Genomic DNA, 20,113 nt, shown 5'->3' with positions numbered 1-20,113 from the left:
TTAACACAAAACCATGACATATTATCTTTTCTTTCTTTTTATTATCGTCCTTTTTGGCGGAATTGCTTATCTCATTATGCGTTTTTTCGGTCAATGGACCCGGAATAATAGATATGAAACCATTTTTAACACGTTAATTTTTATCGCATCATTTTTTCTGATTTCTTTCCTCAGTCTATTAATTTTCTTTTCCACGGTTGATTTTTCCCGTTAACAAAGGTTCTTTTCCGGCAATGAGAAAGGCAATAAAAAGGTTGATTAAAAGCGCAGCCCATACGTTCAGTCCGTAAAAAAGTTCATAATCATGATATCCTTCGGTATAAAAAAGGTGCTTTACAATTCTGAATGTAATGGCTGTAGTAGTTACTGCGTAGCTTAGCATCATATATATTCTGTGGCGTCCGGTATTTCCTTTTTTGATAAAAATGACAGCGGCAACAGTAAAATAAGCCCAAAGGACATCCTGTATAAGAAATCCTGTAATTCCGATAATCCCTCCGTTTGAAAAAAGTCCCAGGAAAAAACATGCCGGGACATTGATGATGAGGATATTGTAAACATATATTTTCCCGATGATCTTATGAAGATTTCTGTTTTCAGTCAAAAACCGATTGGAGAATTGGGTAAGGCCGGCCAGAAGACAAAGCGTTATCGAGAAGATATGAATATAGAAAAAGGCCATCCAGTACGGATTGTTTACTACCTGTTGCTTGAAGGCCAGAAATCCAGTGTTTTTTTCCAGTGATGTATATTGGGAAATGGTTTTCAGCATCAGCATGCTGAAAAGAAGAACTGAAAATGCAGCAGTTGTCTTTAAAGTTTTTATTCCCAGAGTTTTCATGAACTGCTGCCTGTTTTATAAAGCTTTACTGCCGTTAATATGGATGATTTCAGGATTCTGCCCGTCAGAATCTCTTTTAGATCTGCCATAAAGGCCTATCTCAAGATCGTTTGGAGATTCATTATCCAATTCTGAAGGATGTACATACGTATACATACCATAGCCATGGCCGGTAACCAGCCATCCTTCAGTGAGGTTTAGATGAATGACACTGAAATCACCGGCTGAACCTCCGGCATATACCGGACCGAATTCTTTCATTAGTTTCACAGCCTCCTCTTTTACATCTTCTACAATGCTGATGTCATCAAAAATAATATAAGTGCCGTTTTCAAAAAGCACCCAATCCTGAAATTTGGGATTAATAGCAAGTTTTACATGTTCAATCATGGTGAGTCGTTTAAAATAAGTTTGATAAGGTAATCGTTTTTATGGGGTTGGGTGACAGAGCATCGGTCGATCATCATTTACAGACTGTTACAGAATGCCTTTGATTCTCAAATGCTGCAAAAGCATAATCGTTTTTGCATCTTTGATGTCTCCTGTATCAATCATTTTCAGGGTTTCTTCGAATGGTAGCTCCAGGACTTCTATATTTTCTCCTTCTTCTTCCAGTCCGCCTCCGTCATTGATTTTCATTTCGCTGGAATATTCTGCGATAAAGAAATAAAGAATTTCTGTTACAGATCCGGGCGACATATAGGCTTCAAATACCTTTTCAACTTTAGAAATCTTATACCCTGTTTCTTCTTCCGTTTCCCTTTTAATGCAGTCTTCAGGATTATCATTATCCAAAAGTCCGGCACAGGCTTCAATAAGCATTCCTGTTGGATTTCCGTTGATGTAGGTTGGTAAGCGGAATTGTCTGGTAAGAATTACATTGTTGGTGGCTGTATTGTAAAGAAGGATAACGGCTCCGTTTCCGCGGTCATAGGCTTCTCTGCTTTGGGTTTCTGTGCTCCCGTTCTTTTTTAAAATAGAATACGTAACCTTATTTAGTGTATACCAGTTGTCTGAAAGAATTTCTGTGTTTAATAAGGTAATATTTGGGTTTTTCATGAGGATAGGGTCTGTGTTATAATAAATATGTTTTGGTTTTTTTTTAATTCTTTAATAAATCTTTTAAAGCATTTTCCAGATCCGGAAATTTGAAATGGAAGCCTGCATCCAGAAGTTTCTTGGATGAAGCTCTGGAACCTTCCAGAACTGCAGCAGCGAGTTCTCCGAAGATCAATTTCAGCAAAAATCCGGGAACATTTGGCATAAATAAAGGCCTGTCAAGTACTTGTGCAATCTTTTCTGTCAGTTCCTTATTGGTAGCATGCTGTGGAGATACGGCATTATAAGCTCCGTCCATTGCGGAATTTTTTAAAGCAAATTCATAAATAGAACAGATATCTTCCAGATGGATCCATGGCATATATTGTTTACCGGTACCCAGTGGAGAGCCTATGTAATATTGAATAGGAGAGAGCATCTTCTTTAGAGCTCCGTCTTTTTCGGATAGAACAACGGCTGTTCGTATTTTAACAACCCTTTCTGCCAGATTCTGTTCATTAAAATCATCTGCAGCTCTTTCCCATAAAACTACAACCTCACTAAGAAAATCATTACCCGGAGGATCTGTTTCCGTATAGATTTTTTCTGAAGTTTCTGTACCATAAAAATTGATTCCTGAAGCTGAAATAAAAGATTTTAGCTTTATGTTGTTTTTTCTTAAAGTTGTTCGTAATAATTCTGCAGAATCTACACGGCTGGAGATCAGTTCTCTTTTTCTTTCGGGAGTCCATCGTTTTTCCGAAATATTGGCCCCTGCGAGATGAATAACGTGAGAGACATTGATGAAGGCGGCTTCATCTACAGTTCGTTTTTTGATGTCCCATTCATATTCGTGATCATGCACTTTCTTTCTGGTCAGAAATCGGATTTCATATTCCTTACCTATTTTTTTTGCCAGTTCTTTGGCGATCATACCGCTGGCGCCGGTGATCAGAACAACTTCTTTCATAATAATAAATTTGTGGTGGGTCTGTTTACGCCTGATTTTTTACAATCAGTACAAAATCATCTTCCAGAAGCTTATAGCCGTAGTCATAAATAAACTTGTATTCAGAGCCGTTTTTATAAACTTTCAGGTTGGTGAAATAATCGAAATCAAAACCCAAGCCATCCAGCCTGGATTTCGGGACTTTTGTTTTGCCATCGGTATTTATTTCCATCAGAATACGGTAATTCTTACGGAGTCTGTTGTTCACATTCCGCATGAGATTGCTTGAATCCTTATTCTGCTTGTTATTATAGGCATTCCGGCAGGCATCGTTGCAGAACTTTTTATCAGACCTTCCGATGATTTTTTCGCCGCATTCCAGACAATTCATAATCTTTATTTTAGGTGATGGGTGTGTCTTTTTTTCAGCAGTTTTTTAAACATGCTGTGAGAAGGATAGCTTCTGTTGGAGGTAATATTATTAAAAAATAAGGCTACCATCAAAAGAATAATGCATCCTGACAGTACAGGGGAGAGCACATACCAGTATCCCAATTCCGGAATTTTCCCTGTAGAGCTTACCGCAATGAGGGCCGTAGCTCCTCCCGGCGGATGCAAAGTTTTTGTATACTGCATCAGTACAATAGAAAATGCGACAGCTAAAGGTGCAGACAGCCAGATAATATGAGGGATAAACTGATACACGGTAACGCCTACCAAAGCAGACAGAACATGTCCGCCTATAAGATTTCTGGGCTGTGCCAGAGGACTCTGTATGGCTCCATAAATAAGAACACTTGATGCTCCGAAAGAACCGATCAGGAAGATATTTTCAGTTTCTGTAATGGTATGAGACTGGATAAATGCAATAATCCCGATCCCGAAAAATGCACCCAGAAAAGACCAGAAATGCTCCTTGTAATCAACAAGCGTTTCTTTGTAGATTACATATTTTGAAACCCTGAATGTTCTTTTGATTCTCTTCTTCATGTACTCTTCTTTATTTTTTTATAATTTGAATTAAATGGTCTGCAAATGGACGGGTATATGTTCCGTTTTCATCATAATCTGGATCTAAAATGGTAATTTCTATCCCAAAACACGAGAAATTCTGCAACAGAGGATCCAGCATTTCCCTGAGGTCATCATAGCTTATTCCATCTTCCGTTCTGCTGTCTACGGCAGGCATTATTTCATCTTTCAGAATATCTACATCCAAATGAATGAAAAAACCATCCAGGCATTTATTACTCACCATTTCCAGAAAGTCTTCTGCTGTCTTCCTGAAACCGTTTTCCCTGAGACGGTAAAGATCAAAATAATGAATACCGGAATTGACAATCTGGCTCACATATTCTTCATCATCTGTTTCTGCATTTCCACAGCAAAAGATGTTTTCCTCAGAAAGATAAGGCTTTAAGCCATGAATGTTGGTGAGTTTTTCATGTCCGGTTCCGGTAATGATGGCGAGATCCATGCCTGCAGCTCCTCCCGTTTCCGAGAGTTCAGGCGGAATAAAATCTGTGTGCCCGTCCAGATAAAAAAGTCCGAAATTTCCCAAATTTTTCAGAGCGATGGCATTCCCTATGAGAATACTGCAATCACCCCCAAGAATGATATTGAAGGCATCCTCTTCGTAATTTTGGAGTATAAATTCTGCCTGTTTTTCGGCATATTCTATAATCTGGTCTGCATTTCTGACGCGTGAAACCCCATCAAAATCCATGGAATAGGCCGGAGCTTCCAGCCGGTAAACGTTGGTGGGGTTAATTCTGCTATGAAAATCAAATTTTCTGAGCCAATCCGGAAGTTTTCTAACCCCGGGTTCTGTCTCATGATCTTTCTTTGTAAGCCCCAGATTGAGAGGAAACTCAAAAATATTGATGTTCCTTTTCATAGATGAATTTTCACAAAGATACGGAATTATCCGTTTGTAAATGGATAGCTTTGCGTCTTGTTTTGTAAGATGTAATTTTTATAGATATTTTTTAAATAAAATGAATTATTGAGAGGATTTAATTTCTGTTTTATTCAATAGTTTTTATGGTCAGATGGTTAGTATTTGCCTGTATTTTACTAAAATAATTCACTAATAAAGATAATTTAATGATTTTAATACTATTATTTTATTAAAAATAAATAAGATTTTTATTTCACATAATTGTGTTTTTTTATAAATTTGATATTGGTAATTATTCTGTAATTCAGAGTATTATACGATGCCAAAAGCAAAATTCCAATTTTACGTTGCATGATTAAGTAAAGGTACTCAATGATTGTATTGGGTACTTTTTTATTCTGATATTTTGAGATCATACATAGCCGTGAGGCCTACGGTTACAGGAGATAAGCTGTTGTCCTGAAGGTAATTACCAGCCTTGAAATATACAGGTTCTGTCTTCCAGCTTTCACCAAAATGAAAAGAAGCAGTCTGCTGGTTTACGGTAACCAGAACATCAGAGTTGTTTTGTTGAATACTGTAATCAAATATTTGTCCTAAAGGAACATTTTTCAGAAGCGTTATTCTTTCTTCTTTATCATTAACTTCTTCTTTGAATCCAGCCTGTATTTCACCATTATTCCACCAGATTTTTAAAGCTTCAGTACCTTTGGAATGCCCATGAATTTGGCCGATGATAATTTTTCCGGTTCCGGGTTGCTGCAAAACCGCCATTCTTACTTTCAGTGTATGCTTATTTTCGAAATGCCATTCATTTTTTTCGCGTAACTCTGTTCTGGGATAATGAGATCCTTTGGTGGGCTGCCCATCAGAAGAACAAAAAAAACGTATGCTTTTATCCTGAGGCCAGAAATAAAAATTCTTTGAAGCAAAATTCTGCACTTCGGGTCCTTGTATAATAACGATAGAGTTGTTTTTAGGAATGGGCAGCTGAAGATCAAACGGGCTCAGATTAAACTGACTCTGAGGAACCTTATCAAACCCATTATTTTGTGCCGAAACGAACACAGAGCACCATAAAAATAAGGTGTATTTTGCGAGAGTTTTAAAATGATCTTTCATACAAAAGAAATTATGCGGAATATCCTAAACGAATTTAGGACTATTGCTGAACATTATTCCGGATAAATACTTAAGAAAATATTAAAAATTACTTTACCGGATTTCCCAAAAAAGAAAGCCAGAATAGGAAATATTCTATTCTGACTTTAGTATGTTTTGTAAAAAAAGACTTTCTATTTTTTCAGCCTGTTTATTTCTTCTTTCAAAAGGCCAATATATTCCTGCATTGTTTTTATAATTTCTATGCTTAATTCATTATTGATATATCCAATATTGTTACCGGAAGAAGTACTGTTTCCTATGTTTGCTCCAGGACTTTCATTAAAAACAGGATTTTCAATAATGATTTTCGCTTCCTCTTCTTCATATATTTCCTCTACAGGAACTTCTAAAAATCGGGCCAGCTTGTTCCACTCTGTCTGTGTAATAGATACAGCACCGCTTTCTTTTCTGCTGTAATTGGAGACGTCAGTAGGGATTACATCAGCCATTTGCTGCTGCGTGAATCCTTTCTTCTTTCTTACTGTACGTAGTTTTTCTTTTTGCATATCAGACATTTTTACAAATTTGCAAAAAAAAAATTAAATTATATAGAAAAAATCCCTTGTAACCGGTCTCTTTTTCAATGTTTTTTGAGGGTGAAAAATATTTTGAAATTGGATTTTTATTAGTTGAATTTTTTAAGTTTAAATTAGGAATTGCCCGCTTTTAATTCCTGTAAATACAAATTTCTGCGGAATTTTCTTTGTATTATTATCCGTTTACAAACGACTACAAACGAATTTAAACAGTTTATAACCGACTGTGGCTGGGTAACATCGCAATCTTTGCAACAGAGATTTGAGAAAAACAGTGAACGTCTCTTATCTGAATTATTAATCTTTAAAAATCTAAAACTTATGTCACTAAGAAACAAAGTAACATTAATTGGTTACACCGGTAAAGAAGTTGAAATGGTAAATTTTGACAATGGAAATGTAAAAGCAAGTGTATCCCTTGCCACAAGCGATCATTACACCAATGCTAAAGGAGAAAAAGTAGAAGAAACGCAATGGCACAATCTTATTGCATTCGGGAAAACAGCAGAAATTTTTGAAAAGTATGTTCCCAAAGGAAAAGAAATTGCCATAGAAGGAAAGCTTACCTACAGATCATATGATGATAAAGACGGGGTGAAGCGTTATATCACGGAAATACGTGTAGATGAAATCCTGCTGTTGGGAGGAAAATAAGTAAAAACACAAATGATGAGAGTAAAAATTTTTAAAATCAGAATTCCTGAAGAATTCCTCTATAAAGATCAGAAAATGCTGGATGATTTTCTGGAGGGCAATGAGATTATAAAAGTAGAAACGGCTTTTGTAAGTGATGAGCGGTATTGGTCGGTAATATTGTATTTTGAAGACTTAAAACCTGTAAAGGGTATCGTAAAAGAACCCAAAACAGCCAAATATTCTGCAGATAACGAACTTTTAAACGCAGATGAAGAAAAAATTCTTGATGCACTGAAGCTGTGGAGATCAGAGAAAGCCCGCGAGCATAATCTTCCCACTTATTTCATCGCGAGTAATAAAGAACTGATGTCTGTCGCTAAGTACAAGCCTGCTAAGAAAGAAGAACTGCTTGAGATCAAAGGATTTGGGAAGCATAAAATTGAAAATTATGGTGAAGAAATTCTGGAGATTTTAGAAAGTATTTGATTTTTTTACCATTAAAAAAGCTCTAATTTATATAAACAGAGGGTTTCCTGCATATAAATTAGAGCTAAATATAATTAAGTATGCATGCTTTCTGGCATGCTGTACTTACCTAAAATTGACAAAAAAATACACACACATGATGTGTTAGGTTAAAAAAAAATATAAACTTTATTATCTTATATAATAAGTAAATGCTGAGAAATAACAACCGCTTTTATGTTGAAGCGGTTGTTTCTTTTCTATAAAATGATTCTAAATGATCTTAGTTTGAATAATAAGTTACATTCAGGAAATTATTAACTACACGGTTGTAGCCCATCGCTTCAATATTTAGGGTTAATTGCGCTGGATCAATAAATCTTGTGACAAAAACAACTTTTTGTCCTTGTGTCATAAATATAATTCCTTTAGATTGTAAAGTGACAGGGTGATTAACTCCGCTTCCATCAGCAGTATATGCGCTTACAAAAGGCTCAGAAAAAAAGCTGAAAATTCCATTTCCCACAGATGTTGGCTTTGCCCCTGTGTACGGATTACTGGCACCTAATCTAAGATTTTTCTGAAATGCGGTTCCGGAAGACAAAGTAATATTAATATCAAAAGAATAATATCCGGTTTTACTTGCCGTATATTCCCCAGTAGACGGGTTGTAGTTGGTACCCAGATTTACTTTATCAAACATGACCTGGCGGATATTTGCTCCCCCGCTTAAATCTGCCGATAGCCAGGTGGTATCATTACCTGTTTTATTGAAGCCTATCAGATCTGCAACTTTGGGTATTTTACTAAGTACACTGTCATCCATTATTAATTGCCACTGGTTGACGTCAGCATTGAACTTATAGAAATTATTTCTCACCACATTATTAGGTGCAGTACCTGCATTAGCAGTAGCAAATACTAACAATCCGTTAGCAGGGTTAGTAATTGTAGTAAGATCATTTATTCCGGTGAGCGCTACTCTTGGGATAAGAAGACCTTTGTTGGTTGACTGGATTTCTAATATAGAAGAAGGATCTGGTGTAGTAGTATTTATTCCTACCTGAGAGAATGCCATAGCAGATACCATTGCCAATGGCAATACAAATAAATTTTTCATTTCTGTGTGTTTAAAGTTTGTGTGTATTAAAATTTTAACAGGGCAATATTAGAAACAAAAACATATTTTGTGCAAAAAAAGTGATATGACATAGATGTTACGCTCGTTAACATTTTGCTTTTCTTGGAGTTAAAGTGAAAAGGAAGACATGTATGTAAGGTGTGTGTATTTCATTGTAACACATTGTTTTTTCTGAGACTTTATCCTCTAATAAAGAACTGATGTCTGTCGCCAAGTATAAGCCTGCTAAGAAAGAAGAACTGCTCGAGATCAAAGGATTCGGGAAGCATAAAATTGAAAATTATGGTGAAGAAATTCTGGAGATTTTAGAAAGTATTTGAGTTTTTGTATCACAAAAAAAGCTCTGGTTTATATAATCAGAAGGAGATTCTGTATATAAACCAGAGCTAAATATAATTAAGTATGCATACTTTCTGGCATGCTGTACTTACCTAAAATTGACAAAAATACAAATACCTATATGGTGTTATAAAAAATGAAAATTAAAATCCTTTTTATTATTTTAATCGTTTAAAAGACATCTGCGTAATAGGACCGGAACCAGTAGAACCGGAACTCAAAGCTTTTACACTAGCTGTTCCTGCAGATAATCCCACTCTAAAAGAATAGGTATGACTTGCGAACATACTAATAGCTGATATTAGCGTATATGTCTGTAGGCTACTCGCTGCAGAATCATTAACTCTCGCTACCCACTTACCATCAGTATTATCCCAGATCCCGATTACATGAGTAAACCCTATAGCAGCACTATCAAAACTTAATTGCGAGTTTAGTGTTACTTGGTAAATCCCATCAGCGTTAACAGTGAAGGAGTTAGTGGTTGCAGAACCAGTGTATGTATTGGCGTTATCTATAATTTCATTAGTTAAATAACCTATGGGAACTGCAGAAACCGGACTTGTGGCTGTTGTAGTAAAATCATTGGACATTTGTACACTTATTTCTTGGGCTATAGTAAGATTACCATCAATAGCAATGATAGAGCCATTTTGGGCTGGGATAGAACCATCCTCTAGCATGGTTTGCCATTTCCCTGCTGATGTATTAAATTTGTAAAAAGTATCTGCTCTCACATCATTGGGGGCAGTACCAGCTTTGTTTAAGTTATATATCAATAAGCCGTTAGCAGGGTTTAGGATGGTCGTAACGTCAGTTTTACCTGTTAGTGCTATTCTAGGAATAAGAAGACCTTTGTTGCTGGATTTAATATCTAATATAGCCGAAGGGTCTGGGGTGTTTGTATTAATTCCAACTTGGGAGAATGCAATGGATGATACCATTACCAATGGCAATAAAAATAAATTTTTCATTTCTGTGTGTTTAAAGTTTGTTTGTATTAAATTTTAACAGGATAATATTAGAAACAAAACATATTTTGTGCAAAAAAAGTGATATGACATAGATGTTACGCTCGTTAACATTTTGCTTTTCTTGGGGTTAAAGTGAAAAGGAAGACATGTATGTAAGGTGTGTGTATTTCATTGTAATACTTTGTTTTTTCTGAGACTTTATCCTCTGATTCAAAATTTTTTACAATGAAAATTGAATTTCGATGTTTTGGATCTGGAAGATGGCCAGGTACAAGTTGATATAGGCATCACCATTACAAAAAAGAACGGATAAATTTCTTCTTTACTGTTTATCTTCCTTAAAAGTGCTTTCAATTCCTTATTTTTGCATTTATCAAAATGACATACAACAAATGAAGCCAAGTTTAGCAAAAGGGACGAGAGATTTTACGGCACAGGAAGTTTCCAGAAGAAAATACATCATCAATATTTTACAGAATAATTTTGAATTATTCGGCTTTCAGCCATTGGAAACACCAAGCTTTGAAAATCTTTCTACATTGACAGGAAAGTACGGAGAAGAAGGTGACCGTCTGATTTTTAAGATTTTAAATTCCGGAGATTATACTTCTGGTGTTAATCAGGAAGACTGGGATCATAAAAACCATCAAAAGCTGACTTCTCAAATTTCAGAGAAAGCACTTCGCTATGACCTTACCGTACCTTTTGCAAGATTCGTTGCGATGAATCACGGCAAACTTACATTTCCCTACAAACGTTCCCAGATCCAGCCGGTTTGGAGAGCAGACAGACCTCAGAAAGGAAGGTACAGAGAATTCTATCAGTGTGATGCGGATGTGGTAGGAAGCGAAAGTTTATTGCAGGAAGTAGAGTTGGTTCAGTTGTATCTGAAATCTTTCGCAGACCTCAAAGTTCCTGTAACCATTCATATGAACAACAGAAAGATCCTTTCCGGATTGGCAGAATATGCAGGAATTACAGATAAACTGATTGATTTTACTGTAGCACTGGACAAATTGGACAAGATTGGAAAAGAAGGAGTGGTAAAAGAACTGTTGGAAAGAGAAATTTCTCAGGAATCTATTGATAAGCTGGACTTCTTATTTACCCAATCTGACGACGCGCTGGAAAATCTTCTTCAGCTGAAAGAAAAATTTGCAGGAAATGAAATTGGTCTGAAAGGCGTAGAAGAACTGGAATATGTTCTTACACAATCTATGAACCTTGGTGTGGATATGCAAAATCTCGTATTCAATATAACCCTTGCAAGAGGCCTTGATTATTATACCGGAGCTATCTTCGAAGTGAAGGCAGATGAGGTTGCTATGGGCTCCATAGGTGGTGGAGGAAGATATGATAACCTTACGGAGGTTTTTGGCGTAAAAAACATTCCGGGAATAGGGATTTCTTTCGGATTAGACAGAATTTATCTGGTAATGGAAGAACTGAACCTTTTCCCTGAAGAAGCCTCCTCTAAAATAGAATATCTGTTTGCGAATTCCGGAGCAGAAGAAACAACAGAAGCTTTGAAACTGATTATGCAGCTAAGAGCAAAAGGAATTTCGGCAGAATTATATCCTGAAAATGCAAAGATCAATAAGCAATTTACCTACGCAGAGAATAAAGGGATAAAAAAAGTGGTCTTCCTGGGTGAAGAAGAACTTAAAAACAATACCGTTACTTTTAAAGATATTGAGGCCGGAGAAAAGAAAACCGTTTCTCTAGCTGAGTTTTTAGGAGAATAGCATTATGTACACAGAAAAAAAGCAATCAACCACAAAAGCAATTTTGTGGTTGACCTGTTTAATGGAGGCTAAGATTTAAATACAATTATCCTTTACAATCGGTTCAGAATTTGTAATTTGGAACCGTTATTCAGGCAGGTAAACACATACCTGCATTCAAAAAAACTTTTAAACATAAAAACCAGATGAACACTATTTGTGCATTGTGTAATAAGGAATTAACATCTATGGATACGCTTTTGGGAGCGAACAGTCTTTCAGATGGCTATGTTTTATGCAATAAATGCTTAAATAAAGTAAGTGATATCAATGATGAACTGCTGTACAACCTCAACAGATTCAGCATAGGCGACATCAACGAAATGCTGAATAAGGAGAAAGCTGAACCAGCAGCGGTTACAGAACAGCATCTTCCTGCAGCGATCAGTGCAGGCTCCCGCCAGATCTCTAAAGAAGTTTATAAAAGAAGAAGTCAGAAAATAAAGAACGAACTGGAAATGCTGAATGCTAACCTATCCATCTTTACTAAAGGAGAAATCAAAGAACTTCCTTATCTGATCCCGGAAGAAGAGCAGATTATCGCCATTACGGATGCCCAATTTGTAAATACCCTGGCAGCAGGGATTTTGGTAGCAACACCCAAAAGAATGATTTCCGTATCAAAAGCTATGTTTGGGGATGCAAAAATCAATGATTATCCCAATCATACTATCAAGGCTGTAAGTTTTGTGGCAGATCCAAGATCTCCGGTTATTAAATTACATCTGGATGAAAGAGTAGCCGCGTTCGAATGTTTTATGGATAAAGAAGATGCAGAGAAGTTTTATGATACAATAAAAGATATTTACAATACTCCGCAGTCTTCGCAAAAGATAGGTTCTCCAAACAAAAGTACTTCAGTTTCCTCTGAAGAAATTTTCAGTCAGCTGGAAAAATTAGGAAAGCTGAGAGAAAACGGAATCCTTACTGATTCAGAATTTGCAGAACAGAAAAAGAAACTGCTGGAGCAATTATCATAAACTTTTAATACTAAATCATGACCGATAAAGTATCTTCAGAAATTGTAGGAAAATGGCTTAAAGGATGGTGCTTATCGCGGGAAGTATCCTTTCCTGTTTCCTATAAATCCGGCTTCCACGTAACGGTAGGCGATGAAAAACAAAAAGAGAGATTTGTATTTCCTGAACTGAATGATGACTTCTTCAAGCTTGCTAACTCAATAATTGAACCCTGGATTTATCTGAAAGTCTCTGTTTCTCCCGATGAATTCATCCACAAAATTCCTGAGCGTTGGAAATTGCAGCCACAGGGATATATGATGACCTGCTTTCATCCTATGAATTTCCCGGAAATAAGTCTTGCAGAAGGTTATCACTTGGAATTCTCTGAGTACAATACAACTTTTGTTGTCAGGATTCTGGCGGAAAATGGTGACCAGGCTTCTATAGGCCGTGTTTCTCTTATTGATGATATTGCGGTGTATGACAGGATTATTACTGAAAAGAATCATCAAAGAAAAGGACTTGCTACTTTTTTATTGAAAGAACTGGAAAAAATTGCCTTATCCAAAGGCGTTACCAATAATCTTTTAGTGGCTACGGAAGAAGGGAAATTATTGTACGAAACCTTAGGCTGGAAGCTGTATTGCTTACACACTTCTGTGGTAATTCCCGCAGAAGATTAATGTTTTTATTGAATTAAAAAACTAAAACCATGAGTGAAAAATCAAGACTTGACGAAATAAGAGACGAATTAAAAAGTCTCGACATCAGCCCAACCATATTTGCCCGAAAAGAAATTCACGAATTGCCGGACATCCTTTCACCGGAAGAAAGAATTGTTTATCTGGTAGAAGGCAGAAATAAATTAAACAATCATCATATTATTTTAGCCGCTACAGACAGAAGATTGATCTTTGTGGATAAAGAATTCATGTACGGATTGATGGTGGAGGATTTTTCTTACAGCAAAATAAGCTCCATACAATATGAAAAAGACTTCTTATTAGCTTCTATAGATATCCAGGTTACCGATGATATTGTGGAGATTGACGGAGTAGGAAAGTACCATGCTGAGCTGTTTTGCGAAAAAGTAAGAGAATTCATGTCGCGTCCAGAAGGATTTTTTCAGAATACAGCTGAACCAAGCGCTTTAGATCAGCTGGAACAGTTGGGAAGACTGAGAGAGGCCGGAGTGCTGACCGAAGAAGAATTTCTCGAGCAAAAGAAGAAATTAATGGAGAAATTATAATCAGTAAAGTTGTTAGTGTTGCCGGAATAATATAATTTAAAACTTAAACCATGGAAAATTACTTAGAAATAAACAGAAATTCGTGGAATGCAAAAGTAGAACCGCATCTGAAATCCGATTTCTACTTTGTAGATGAATTTTTAAAAGGAAGAACGTCTCTGAACTCTATAGAACTTGAGCTTCTTGGAGATATCAAAGGAAAAACCATTCTGCATTTGCAGTGTCATTTCGGACAGGATTCTATTTCACTGTCGAGGATGGGAGCTAAAGTGATCGGAATAGATCTTTCAGATAAAGCTATTGATGCGGCAAGAGAGCTTGCCCAAAAATGTGATACGGATACCCAATTCATCTGTTCGGACGTATACAATCTACCAAATGTCCTGAATCAGAAATTTGATATTGTGTATACAAGTTACGGTACAATAGGATGGCTCCCTGATCTTGAAAAATGGGCCGGTATTATCAATCATTTTCTAAAACCGGGTGGGAATTTTATCATGGCAGAGTTTCACCCTGTTGTCTGGATGTTTGATGATGACTTTACAAAGGTTGCCTATAACTATTTCAATGAAAAGCCCATCGTAGAAACCTATGAAGGAACCTATGCAGATCAGTCTGCACCTATTGTTCAGGAATATGTCATGTGGAACCACTCTTTATCAGAAGTTATTGATAATTTGATTAAAAAAGGAATGTCTATGAACACCTTCAGAGAATTCGACTGGTCACCTTACCCTTGTTTCAGACATGTAGAGGAATTTGCATCCGGAAAATGGAGAATACCACAGTTTGGAAATAAAATACCGCTCGTATTTGCCGTGGCTGCGGAGAAAAAAGAATAACCTGAAAAGCTTACATGTAATCATAAATAAAAAGTCATCGCAATGATGATTACGATGACTTTTTCCTATATATGAATGTTAAAAAAAACTGCTCTTATTAATTAGCTTAATGAATCTTCAGCCTTTGTTTTTGCTTCGTCCACTTTGCTCTGAACCTGAGATGCAACATCATTGGCTTTGCTTTTAAGATCATTTCCCCATTTGTTAAGATTGTCTTTTGCTGTATTGATTTTATCCTTTACAGCCTGCTGATCTTCAGGACTTGAATTTTTATATTTCCAATATGCTAATGCACCTAAACCTAATAGAGCTAATAAGCCTTTTGCTTTGTTTCCCATGATTTCTATTTTTTTAAGTATTAATATTACAATTTGTTGTTATCAATAATGTAAAATACGTGCCAAAAAAATAAATGAACCTATAAAAAAATGTTAAAATTAAGAAAAGACTTCAAAATTTTCACCGTCAAAACTGGCGAAAACCATGGTAGGATAGGAGTCCTGATGATAAATATTTCCTTCTTTATCAATAGCAATGGCCCCTGCAAAACCATCAATAGTTTTTAGTTCGTCAAAAGTTTTGCTGAAAGCCTGTGGAAGACTCATCCCGTCTGTTACTCTCGTTACAATTTTGGCAGCAGTAGCATTGCTTACAATATCTTCACCCACACCCGTACAGCTCACCGCGCAGAAGGTATTGGCATAATTTCCGGCTACTGTGGCAGAATCTGAAACTCTTCCCGGAATCTCAAAACCTTTTCCTCCAGTAGACGTAGCAACAGCAAGTTTTCCATCTTTGTCAATGGCTACACAGCCTACTGTTCCTTTTCCTCCATTAGCAAGTTTTGCTTCATATTCTTTTCTTCTCTGGGGAATTTCTGTAGAAAAATCCTCAAACCCGTTTTCCGTAGCATAGATTTTGGCGCCATTTCCTCCTAAAACTCTGTCATCTTCATTGATAAGATCTTTGGCCACAAAAATTGGATTTTGTACATTCTGAATATTAATCACCCCACTTAACTTCTGCGTGTTTCCATTCATAATGGCAGCACTCATACGGATAACCCCGTCACTCTGAATCTGAGAACCGATACCGGCATTGTATAAAGGATCATTCTCCAGCAGTGAAACGGCATATGCAACAGTGTCGAAGGCAGAGTGTGTTGTAAGATAGTCAAAAGCTTTTTGGGCTATGTGTTTTAAAGAGTCCTGTTTAGCTGTTTTTACTTCATGGCTTTGGTCGCTTTCTGAGAAAAAACCGCCGTGGATAATAATTTTCATAGTAGGTATAGGTTTTATGTTCCGGAATTCTGTATTTGTACTGACAATAATAAGAATCCAGGCTATTAATACAGGGAAAAGATAGGAATTTTATCCATACATCGTGCTGGCATGAGTTTCGGATTTCGTGGTTCCAGGTTGCAGTACAGCGAGTGTATTTTTTGAAAAAACGAATCTCCTGCATTGATAAACCTCGGGACCCTGAACCCGGAATGTCCGCATCCTGTACTACTTATCCTGTGGTATCGGATTAAACTGAGAATTTTCTATCGTTAATTTCTTTGTTGTAAGATCGTAATGATCATTCATAGACATTACATGCACCGTTAGGTTATCAATAGAAATAGGTTCTCCAAGATTGATATTCGTAAGGTTGGTATCTTTAATAAATCTTCCGTCTACTAAGATAACCAGTCCCGATCCTACCGCTGTCATCACATCATTATGAATAAAAAGCCCGGTATCTTCTCCCAGACCGATTCCCAAAGTTCTCGGATTGTTTACTACTGCCTGGAACAGACGCCCGATTCTTCCCCGTTGTACAAAATGGGTATCTATAATAACGTTATCTATAAGACCCAGGCCCTGCGTAGTTTTGATTTCCCCTTTTAAAAGGGCTTCGGAACTGCTTCCCTGATAGATCATATTTTCCGAAGCAGCGGCGGCCCCCGCAGAAGTTCCGGAATAGATAAAATCCTGTTCCTGATATTTTAATAGAATTGTGTCATGAAATCTTGTTCCGCCAAGAATAGAAGTCAGCCTCAGCTGGTCTCCTCCGGTGAACATCATAACATCGGCAGCGTTGGCTCTTGCCACTATAGCGTCAGAATTAGCTTCTTCGCGGTTGTGGATGTCCAGAACATTGACATTTTTAGCACCCAGAAATTCAAATGCTTTTTTGTATTCGGAACCTACAATCTGAGGGATTTGAGAAGCGGTTGTAACAATTTCTATCACAGAGTTTTCCTTGTGCTTAGATTCGTTGATGATCTTTCTTAAGATCCCACGCTCAAAAAAATTAAGGTTCTTTTCGATATTTTGATCATAATCGGTTTCAGCAAAACTGCCTTTATTTACAGCGCCTCCGATAACTATTAATTTTCCAACAGGTTTCATCATTGTACAAAATTAAAAAATAATTCACATTCATTCGCGAATTTCGTGCCATCTTTAGCTGATTTTTAATGTTTTAAAAATGTTAATTAAAATTAATTTTTTTTTAGCAAATCTTTAATTGTGGTATGGTTTTTTTTAGGGTTTTACATTATCTTTGATTCTGAAAGGAGTTATTATTAAATGTTAAAATGCCAATAGACTATGAAAATCGAAAAGATTCAGGCACTGAGAGGTCCGAACATCTGGAGCATCAGAAGAAAGAAGCTGATACAGATGAGGTTAGACCTCGAAGAAATGGAGGATTATCCTACCAATAAAATAGAAGGTTTCCGGGAGAGAATTGAAAAATTAATTCCTTCATTAATTACCCACCGATGCTCAGAAGGAGTGGAAGGAGGCTTTTTCCATAGAGTGGAAACAGGAACCTGGATGGGACATGTCATTGAGCATATTGCTTTGGAGATACAAACCCTCGCAGGAATGGATGTGGGGTTTGGAAGAACCCGCGAAACCAAAACTCCGGGAGTTTATAATGTAGTTTTCAATTATATTGAAGAAAATGCCGGTATTTATGCCGCAGAAGAATCGGTGAAAATTGCCGAAGCACTAATAGAAGGTAAAGAATACGATCTTACTGCATGTATTCATAGATTGAAAGAAATCAGAGAGCGTGTACGTTTGGGGCCGTCTACGGGAAGTATTGTAGAAGAAGCGGCTTCCAGAAGAATTCCGTGGATCAGGCTGGGAACCAATTCTCTGGTACAGCTTGGATATGGAGTGAATCAGCAGAGATTTCAGGCTACCATTACAGGAAAAACAAGTTCTATTGCTGTGGATATTGCCTGCAACAAAGAGCTGACTAAAAGAATGCTTCACGATGCGGCTATTCCGGTACCTACAGGAGATCTGGTGGTAGACGAAGAGGGATTGGATGCGGTGATCAGAAAAATAGGCTATCCCGTTGTGCTAAAACCTTTGGATGGAAACCATGGAAAAGGCTCCTCCATCAATGTTACGGAATGGGAGGCTGCTAAAATTGGTCTGGAACATGCCCAGAAATACTCAAGAAAAGTAATTGTTGAGAAATACATTACGGGGTATGATTTCCGTATACTGGTGATCAATAATAAGATGGTGGCTGCGGCAAGAAGGGTGCCTGCTCATGTGGTCGGGGACGGTGAACTGAACCTTCAGCAGCTCATAGAAAAAGAAAATAAAGACCCGAGAAGAGGCTATGGTCATGAAAATGTACTTACCGAGATTGAGGTAGACAAAGATACACTGGAACTGCTTGATAAACTTCAGTATACGCTTGAAACGGTTCCTCAGAAAGGAGAGGTGGTTTATCTGAAATCAACCGCAAATCTTTCAACAGGAGGAACATCTATTGATGTGACAGATATGGTACATCCGGAAAATATCACGATGGCGGAAAGAATTTCTAAAATCATCGGATTGGACGTCTGCGGTATTGATGTGATGGCGGAAAACCTTACCCAGCCATTAAAGGAAAGTGGCGGTGCCATTATCGAAGTAAATGCAGCTCCGGGATTCAGAATGCATCTTGCACCAAGCGAAGGACTTCCAAGAAACGTCGCTGCACCTGTGGTGGATATGCTGTATCCACAAGGAAAACCTTTTACCATTCCAATCATTGCGGTGACGGGAACCAATGGGAAAACTACCACTACTAGACTGATCTCCCATATTGTAAAAAGCAACGGATATAGAGTAGGATTTACAACTTCCGACGGAATTTATATTCAGAATACCATGTTGTCTAAAGGAGATACTACCGGACCGCTTTCGGCGGAATTTATCCTGAAAGATCCAACGGTAGAGTTTGCAGTTCTGGAAACGGCAAGAGGAGGAATTTTACGTTCCGGTTTAGGTTTTTCACAATGTGACATCGGAGTCTTAACCAATATTGAGGAAGATCATTTGGGTATGAATGATATTCACTCTCTGAAAGATCTTACCAGGGTAAAGCGTGTTGTTCTGGACAGTGTGAAGAAGAGTGGCTGGAGTATCCTGAACGCGGATAATGAGTATTCTATGAAAATCGTGAATGATCTCGATTCCAATGTAGCCATCTTCAGCATGGACGAAAATAATCCTCACATCGTAAAATTTGCCAAAGAAGGAAAAATCACCTGTGTTTATGAAGAAGGTTTTGTAACCATTAAAAAAGGAGACTGGAAGATCAGAATAGGAAAAGCTAAGGATTTCCCGATCACGATGGAAGGAAAGGCCAGATTTATGATTGAAAACGTTCTGGCGGCAAGTTTAGCAAGTTATCTCTACGGATTTGGAATAGAAGATATTTCTAATTCTTTAAGAACTTTTATTCCAAGTGCTCAGCTTACGCCGGGAAGACTCAATGTATTTAAATTCAAAAACTTTAAGGTTCTGATTGACTTTGCCCATAACCCTTCAGGCTATGAAGCAATTGAAGACTATCTCAAAAATGTGGAGTCTACGAAGAAAATAGGGATTATTTCCGGGGTTGGAGACCGAAGAGATAATGATATCAGAGAATGCGGAAAGATTGCAGGAAGAATGTTTGATCATATCATTATCCGAAATGAAAAACACCTTCGGGGGAGAACAGAAGAGGAGATCAATGGACTTATTATTGAAGGAATGCAGTCTGCAGGAAAAAATGTAAGCTACGAGATCATTCCTAAAGAAATAGAAGCATTAAAACATGCTATGGGAATGGCCGAAGAAGGCACGTTTATTACGGCTTTGAGCGATGTTATTTCCAATGCTATAGATCTGGTACAGGAATATCAGGCAAGAGAATTATTGGAAGATGATAAAAACGGATAAAAAAAATCTTATCAACTGAATGAAACTGCAATACGGGATAAAAACGTATTGCAGTTTTTTTT

General features: G+C 37.2%; 23 protein-coding genes. 9 read left to right on the top strand and 14 right to left on the bottom strand.

What is annotated here, in order from left to right:
* Positions 1-178: 178 nt before the first annotated feature.
* From BLW74_RS10500 to BLW74_RS10460, 9 genes are all read right to left on the bottom strand, one after another.
* Positions 179-841: a DUF2306 domain-containing protein gene (locus tag BLW74_RS10500; protein ID WP_089692353.1), complete on the bottom strand. Its 663-nt coding sequence runs from the start codon at positions 839-841 to the stop codon at positions 179-181.
* Positions 842-856: 15 nt separating this feature from the next.
* Positions 857-1,231: a hypothetical protein gene (locus BLW74_RS10495; protein ID WP_089692352.1), complete on the bottom strand. Its 375-nt coding sequence runs from the start codon at positions 1,229-1,231 to the stop codon at positions 857-859.
* An 87-nt stretch (positions 1,232-1,318) separates the two neighbouring features.
* Positions 1,319-1,900 (bottom strand): GDP-mannose pyrophosphatase NudK, encoded by a 582-nt coding sequence (gene nudK / locus BLW74_RS10490; protein WP_089692351.1) that lies wholly within the window; start codon positions 1,898-1,900, stop codon positions 1,319-1,321.
* Positions 1,901-1,943: 43 nt separating this feature from the next.
* Positions 1,944-2,849 (bottom strand): TIGR01777 family oxidoreductase, encoded by a 906-nt coding sequence (locus tag BLW74_RS10485; protein ID WP_089692350.1) that lies wholly within the window; start codon positions 2,847-2,849, stop codon positions 1,944-1,946.
* Positions 2,850-2,874: 25 nt separating this feature from the next.
* Positions 2,875-3,219, bottom strand: coding sequence for a hypothetical protein (locus BLW74_RS10480; RefSeq protein ID WP_089692349.1), 345 nt, complete (start codon positions 3,217-3,219; stop codon positions 2,875-2,877).
* 5 nt (positions 3,220-3,224) lie between these two features.
* Positions 3,225-3,818: an HPP family protein gene (locus BLW74_RS10475; RefSeq protein ID WP_089692348.1), complete on the bottom strand. Its 594-nt coding sequence runs from the start codon at positions 3,816-3,818 to the stop codon at positions 3,225-3,227.
* Between the two features lie 10 nt (positions 3,819-3,828).
* Complete coding sequence (locus BLW74_RS10470) at positions 3,829-4,725, bottom strand: arginase family protein (RefSeq protein ID WP_089692347.1); 897 nt, start codon at positions 4,723-4,725, stop codon at positions 3,829-3,831.
* Positions 4,726-5,121: 396 nt separating this feature from the next.
* Positions 5,122-5,850: a polysaccharide lyase family 7 protein gene (locus BLW74_RS10465; protein WP_089692346.1), complete on the bottom strand. Its 729-nt coding sequence runs from the start codon at positions 5,848-5,850 to the stop codon at positions 5,122-5,124.
* Positions 5,851-6,023: 173 nt separating this feature from the next.
* Positions 6,024-6,398 (bottom strand): helix-turn-helix domain-containing protein, encoded by a 375-nt coding sequence (locus BLW74_RS10460; RefSeq protein ID WP_089692617.1) that lies wholly within the window; start codon positions 6,396-6,398, stop codon positions 6,024-6,026.
* 351 nt (positions 6,399-6,749) lie between these two features.
* Between BLW74_RS10460 and BLW74_RS10455 the strand changes: the two genes are divergently transcribed.
* Together BLW74_RS10455 and BLW74_RS10450 are read left to right on the top strand one after the other, a co-directional pair.
* Positions 6,750-7,082 (top strand): single-stranded DNA-binding protein, encoded by a 333-nt coding sequence (locus BLW74_RS10455; protein ID WP_076351611.1) that lies wholly within the window; start codon positions 6,750-6,752, stop codon positions 7,080-7,082.
* Positions 7,083-7,094: 12 nt separating this feature from the next.
* A complete protein-coding gene (locus tag BLW74_RS10450) occupies positions 7,095-7,550 on the top strand; it encodes an HRDC domain-containing protein (protein ID WP_228424865.1) in 456 nt (151 codons plus the stop codon).
* Positions 7,551-7,812: 262 nt separating this feature from the next.
* Here BLW74_RS10450 and BLW74_RS10445 read toward each other — a convergent pair whose 3' ends face one another.
* Positions 7,813-8,649 (bottom strand): C1q-like domain-containing protein, encoded by an 837-nt coding sequence (locus BLW74_RS10445; protein ID WP_139265725.1) that lies wholly within the window; start codon positions 8,647-8,649, stop codon positions 7,813-7,815.
* A 182-nt stretch (positions 8,650-8,831) separates the two neighbouring features.
* Here BLW74_RS10445 and BLW74_RS10440 point away from each other — a divergent pair, with 182 nt between their 5' ends.
* Positions 8,832-8,990, top strand: coding sequence for an HRDC domain-containing protein (locus BLW74_RS10440; protein ID WP_317041035.1), 159 nt, complete (start codon positions 8,832-8,834; stop codon positions 8,988-8,990).
* Positions 8,991-9,167: 177 nt separating this feature from the next.
* On the opposite strand, the gene BLW74_RS10435 is transcribed toward BLW74_RS10440, so the two are convergent.
* Positions 9,168-9,983, bottom strand: coding sequence for a hypothetical protein (locus BLW74_RS10435; RefSeq protein ID WP_139265724.1), 816 nt, complete (start codon positions 9,981-9,983; stop codon positions 9,168-9,170).
* A 392-nt stretch (positions 9,984-10,375) separates the two neighbouring features.
* On the opposite strand from BLW74_RS10435, the gene hisS reads away from it, so the two are divergent.
* From hisS to BLW74_RS10410, 5 genes are all read left to right on the top strand, one after another.
* The gene (gene hisS / locus BLW74_RS10430) at positions 10,376-11,728 is read left to right on the top strand and encodes a histidine--tRNA ligase (protein ID WP_089692343.1); all 1,353 of its coding nucleotides are present in this window, start codon (positions 10,376-10,378) and stop codon (positions 11,726-11,728) included.
* 185 nt (positions 11,729-11,913) lie between these two features.
* Positions 11,914-12,747: a PH domain-containing protein gene (locus tag BLW74_RS10425; protein ID WP_089692342.1), complete on the top strand. Its 834-nt coding sequence runs from the start codon at positions 11,914-11,916 to the stop codon at positions 12,745-12,747.
* Between the two features lie 17 nt (positions 12,748-12,764).
* Positions 12,765-13,412: a GNAT family N-acetyltransferase gene (locus tag BLW74_RS10420; protein WP_089692341.1), complete on the top strand. Its 648-nt coding sequence runs from the start codon at positions 12,765-12,767 to the stop codon at positions 13,410-13,412.
* A 29-nt stretch (positions 13,413-13,441) separates the two neighbouring features.
* The gene (locus tag BLW74_RS10415; protein ID WP_089692615.1) at positions 13,442-13,978 is read left to right on the top strand and encodes a PH domain-containing protein; all 537 of its coding nucleotides are present in this window, start codon (positions 13,442-13,444) and stop codon (positions 13,976-13,978) included.
* Between the two features lie 50 nt (positions 13,979-14,028).
* Positions 14,029-14,823: a class I SAM-dependent methyltransferase gene (locus tag BLW74_RS10410; protein WP_089692340.1), complete on the top strand. Its 795-nt coding sequence runs from the start codon at positions 14,029-14,031 to the stop codon at positions 14,821-14,823.
* Positions 14,824-14,924: 101 nt separating this feature from the next.
* On the opposite strand, the gene BLW74_RS10405 is transcribed toward BLW74_RS10410, so the two are convergent.
* The 3 genes from BLW74_RS10405 to BLW74_RS10395 form a co-directional block, all read right to left on the bottom strand.
* The gene (locus BLW74_RS10405; RefSeq protein WP_089692339.1) at positions 14,925-15,161 is read right to left on the bottom strand and encodes a YtxH domain-containing protein; all 237 of its coding nucleotides are present in this window, start codon (positions 15,159-15,161) and stop codon (positions 14,925-14,927) included.
* 99 nt (positions 15,162-15,260) lie between these two features.
* Positions 15,261-16,103: an isoaspartyl peptidase/L-asparaginase gene (locus BLW74_RS10400; RefSeq protein WP_089692338.1), complete on the bottom strand. Its 843-nt coding sequence runs from the start codon at positions 16,101-16,103 to the stop codon at positions 15,261-15,263.
* Positions 16,104-16,331: 228 nt separating this feature from the next.
* Positions 16,332-17,219, bottom strand: a complete 888-nt coding sequence (locus BLW74_RS10395) for a cyanophycinase (protein ID WP_089692614.1) — start codon at positions 17,217-17,219, stop codon at positions 16,332-16,334.
* 201 nt (positions 17,220-17,420) lie between these two features.
* Between BLW74_RS10395 and cphA the strand changes: the two genes are divergently transcribed.
* Complete coding sequence (gene cphA / locus BLW74_RS10390) at positions 17,421-20,051, top strand: cyanophycin synthetase (RefSeq protein ID WP_089692337.1); 2,631 nt, start codon at positions 17,421-17,423, stop codon at positions 20,049-20,051.
* Positions 20,052-20,113 lie beyond the last annotated feature (62 nt).

Source organism: Chryseobacterium culicis (assembly GCF_900108365.1).
Lineage (GTDB): Bacteria > Bacteroidota > Bacteroidia > Flavobacteriales > Weeksellaceae > Chryseobacterium > Chryseobacterium culicis.
The sequence above is the reverse complement of the archived record's forward strand: the minus strand, read 5'-3'. Positions and strand labels throughout refer to the sequence as shown.

Coding starts and splice junctions, on each gene's coding strand:
- BLW74_RS10500 (WP_089692353.1), bottom strand. CDS start 841: ATGAAAACTCTGGGAATAAAAACTTTAAAGACAACTGCTGCATTTTCA.
- BLW74_RS10495 (WP_089692352.1), bottom strand. CDS start 1,231: ATGATTGAACATGTAAAACTTGCTATTAATCCCAAATTTCAGGATTGG.
- nudK (WP_089692351.1), bottom strand. CDS start 1,900: ATGAAAAACCCAAATATTACCTTATTAAACACAGAAATTCTTTCAGAC.
- BLW74_RS10485 (WP_089692350.1), bottom strand. CDS start 2,849: ATGAAAGAAGTTGTTCTGATCACCGGCGCCAGCGGTATGATCGCCAAA.
- BLW74_RS10480 (WP_089692349.1), bottom strand. CDS start 3,219: ATGAATTGTCTGGAATGCGGCGAAAAAATCATCGGAAGGTCTGATAAA.
- BLW74_RS10475 (WP_089692348.1), bottom strand. CDS start 3,818: ATGAAGAAGAGAATCAAAAGAACATTCAGGGTTTCAAAATATGTAATC.
- BLW74_RS10470 (WP_089692347.1), bottom strand. CDS start 4,725: ATGAAAAGGAACATCAATATTTTTGAGTTTCCTCTCAATCTGGGGCTT.
- BLW74_RS10465 (WP_089692346.1), bottom strand. CDS start 5,850: ATGAAAGATCATTTTAAAACTCTCGCAAAATACACCTTATTTTTATGG.
- BLW74_RS10460 (WP_089692617.1), bottom strand. CDS start 6,398: ATGCAAAAAGAAAAACTACGTACAGTAAGAAAGAAGAAAGGATTCACG.
- BLW74_RS10455 (WP_076351611.1), top strand. CDS start 6,750: ATGTCACTAAGAAACAAAGTAACATTAATTGGTTACACCGGTAAAGAA.
- BLW74_RS10450 (WP_228424865.1), top strand. CDS start 7,095: ATGATGAGAGTAAAAATTTTTAAAATCAGAATTCCTGAAGAATTCCTC.
- BLW74_RS10445 (WP_139265725.1), bottom strand. CDS start 8,649: ATGAAAAATTTATTTGTATTGCCATTGGCAATGGTATCTGCTATGGCA.
- BLW74_RS10435 (WP_139265724.1), bottom strand. CDS start 9,983: ATGAAAAATTTATTTTTATTGCCATTGGTAATGGTATCATCCATTGCA.
- hisS (WP_089692343.1), top strand. CDS start 10,376: ATGAAGCCAAGTTTAGCAAAAGGGACGAGAGATTTTACGGCACAGGAA.
- BLW74_RS10425 (WP_089692342.1), top strand. CDS start 11,914: ATGAACACTATTTGTGCATTGTGTAATAAGGAATTAACATCTATGGAT.
- BLW74_RS10420 (WP_089692341.1), top strand. CDS start 12,765: ATGACCGATAAAGTATCTTCAGAAATTGTAGGAAAATGGCTTAAAGGA.
- BLW74_RS10415 (WP_089692615.1), top strand. CDS start 13,442: ATGAGTGAAAAATCAAGACTTGACGAAATAAGAGACGAATTAAAAAGT.
- BLW74_RS10410 (WP_089692340.1), top strand. CDS start 14,029: ATGGAAAATTACTTAGAAATAAACAGAAATTCGTGGAATGCAAAAGTA.
- BLW74_RS10405 (WP_089692339.1), bottom strand. CDS start 15,161: ATGGGAAACAAAGCAAAAGGCTTATTAGCTCTATTAGGTTTAGGTGCA.
- BLW74_RS10400 (WP_089692338.1), bottom strand. CDS start 16,103: ATGAAAATTATTATCCACGGCGGTTTTTTCTCAGAAAGCGACCAAAGC.
- BLW74_RS10395 (WP_089692614.1), bottom strand. CDS start 17,219: ATGAAACCTGTTGGAAAATTAATAGTTATCGGAGGCGCTGTAAATAAA.
- cphA (WP_089692337.1), top strand. CDS start 17,421: ATGAAAATCGAAAAGATTCAGGCACTGAGAGGTCCGAACATCTGGAGC.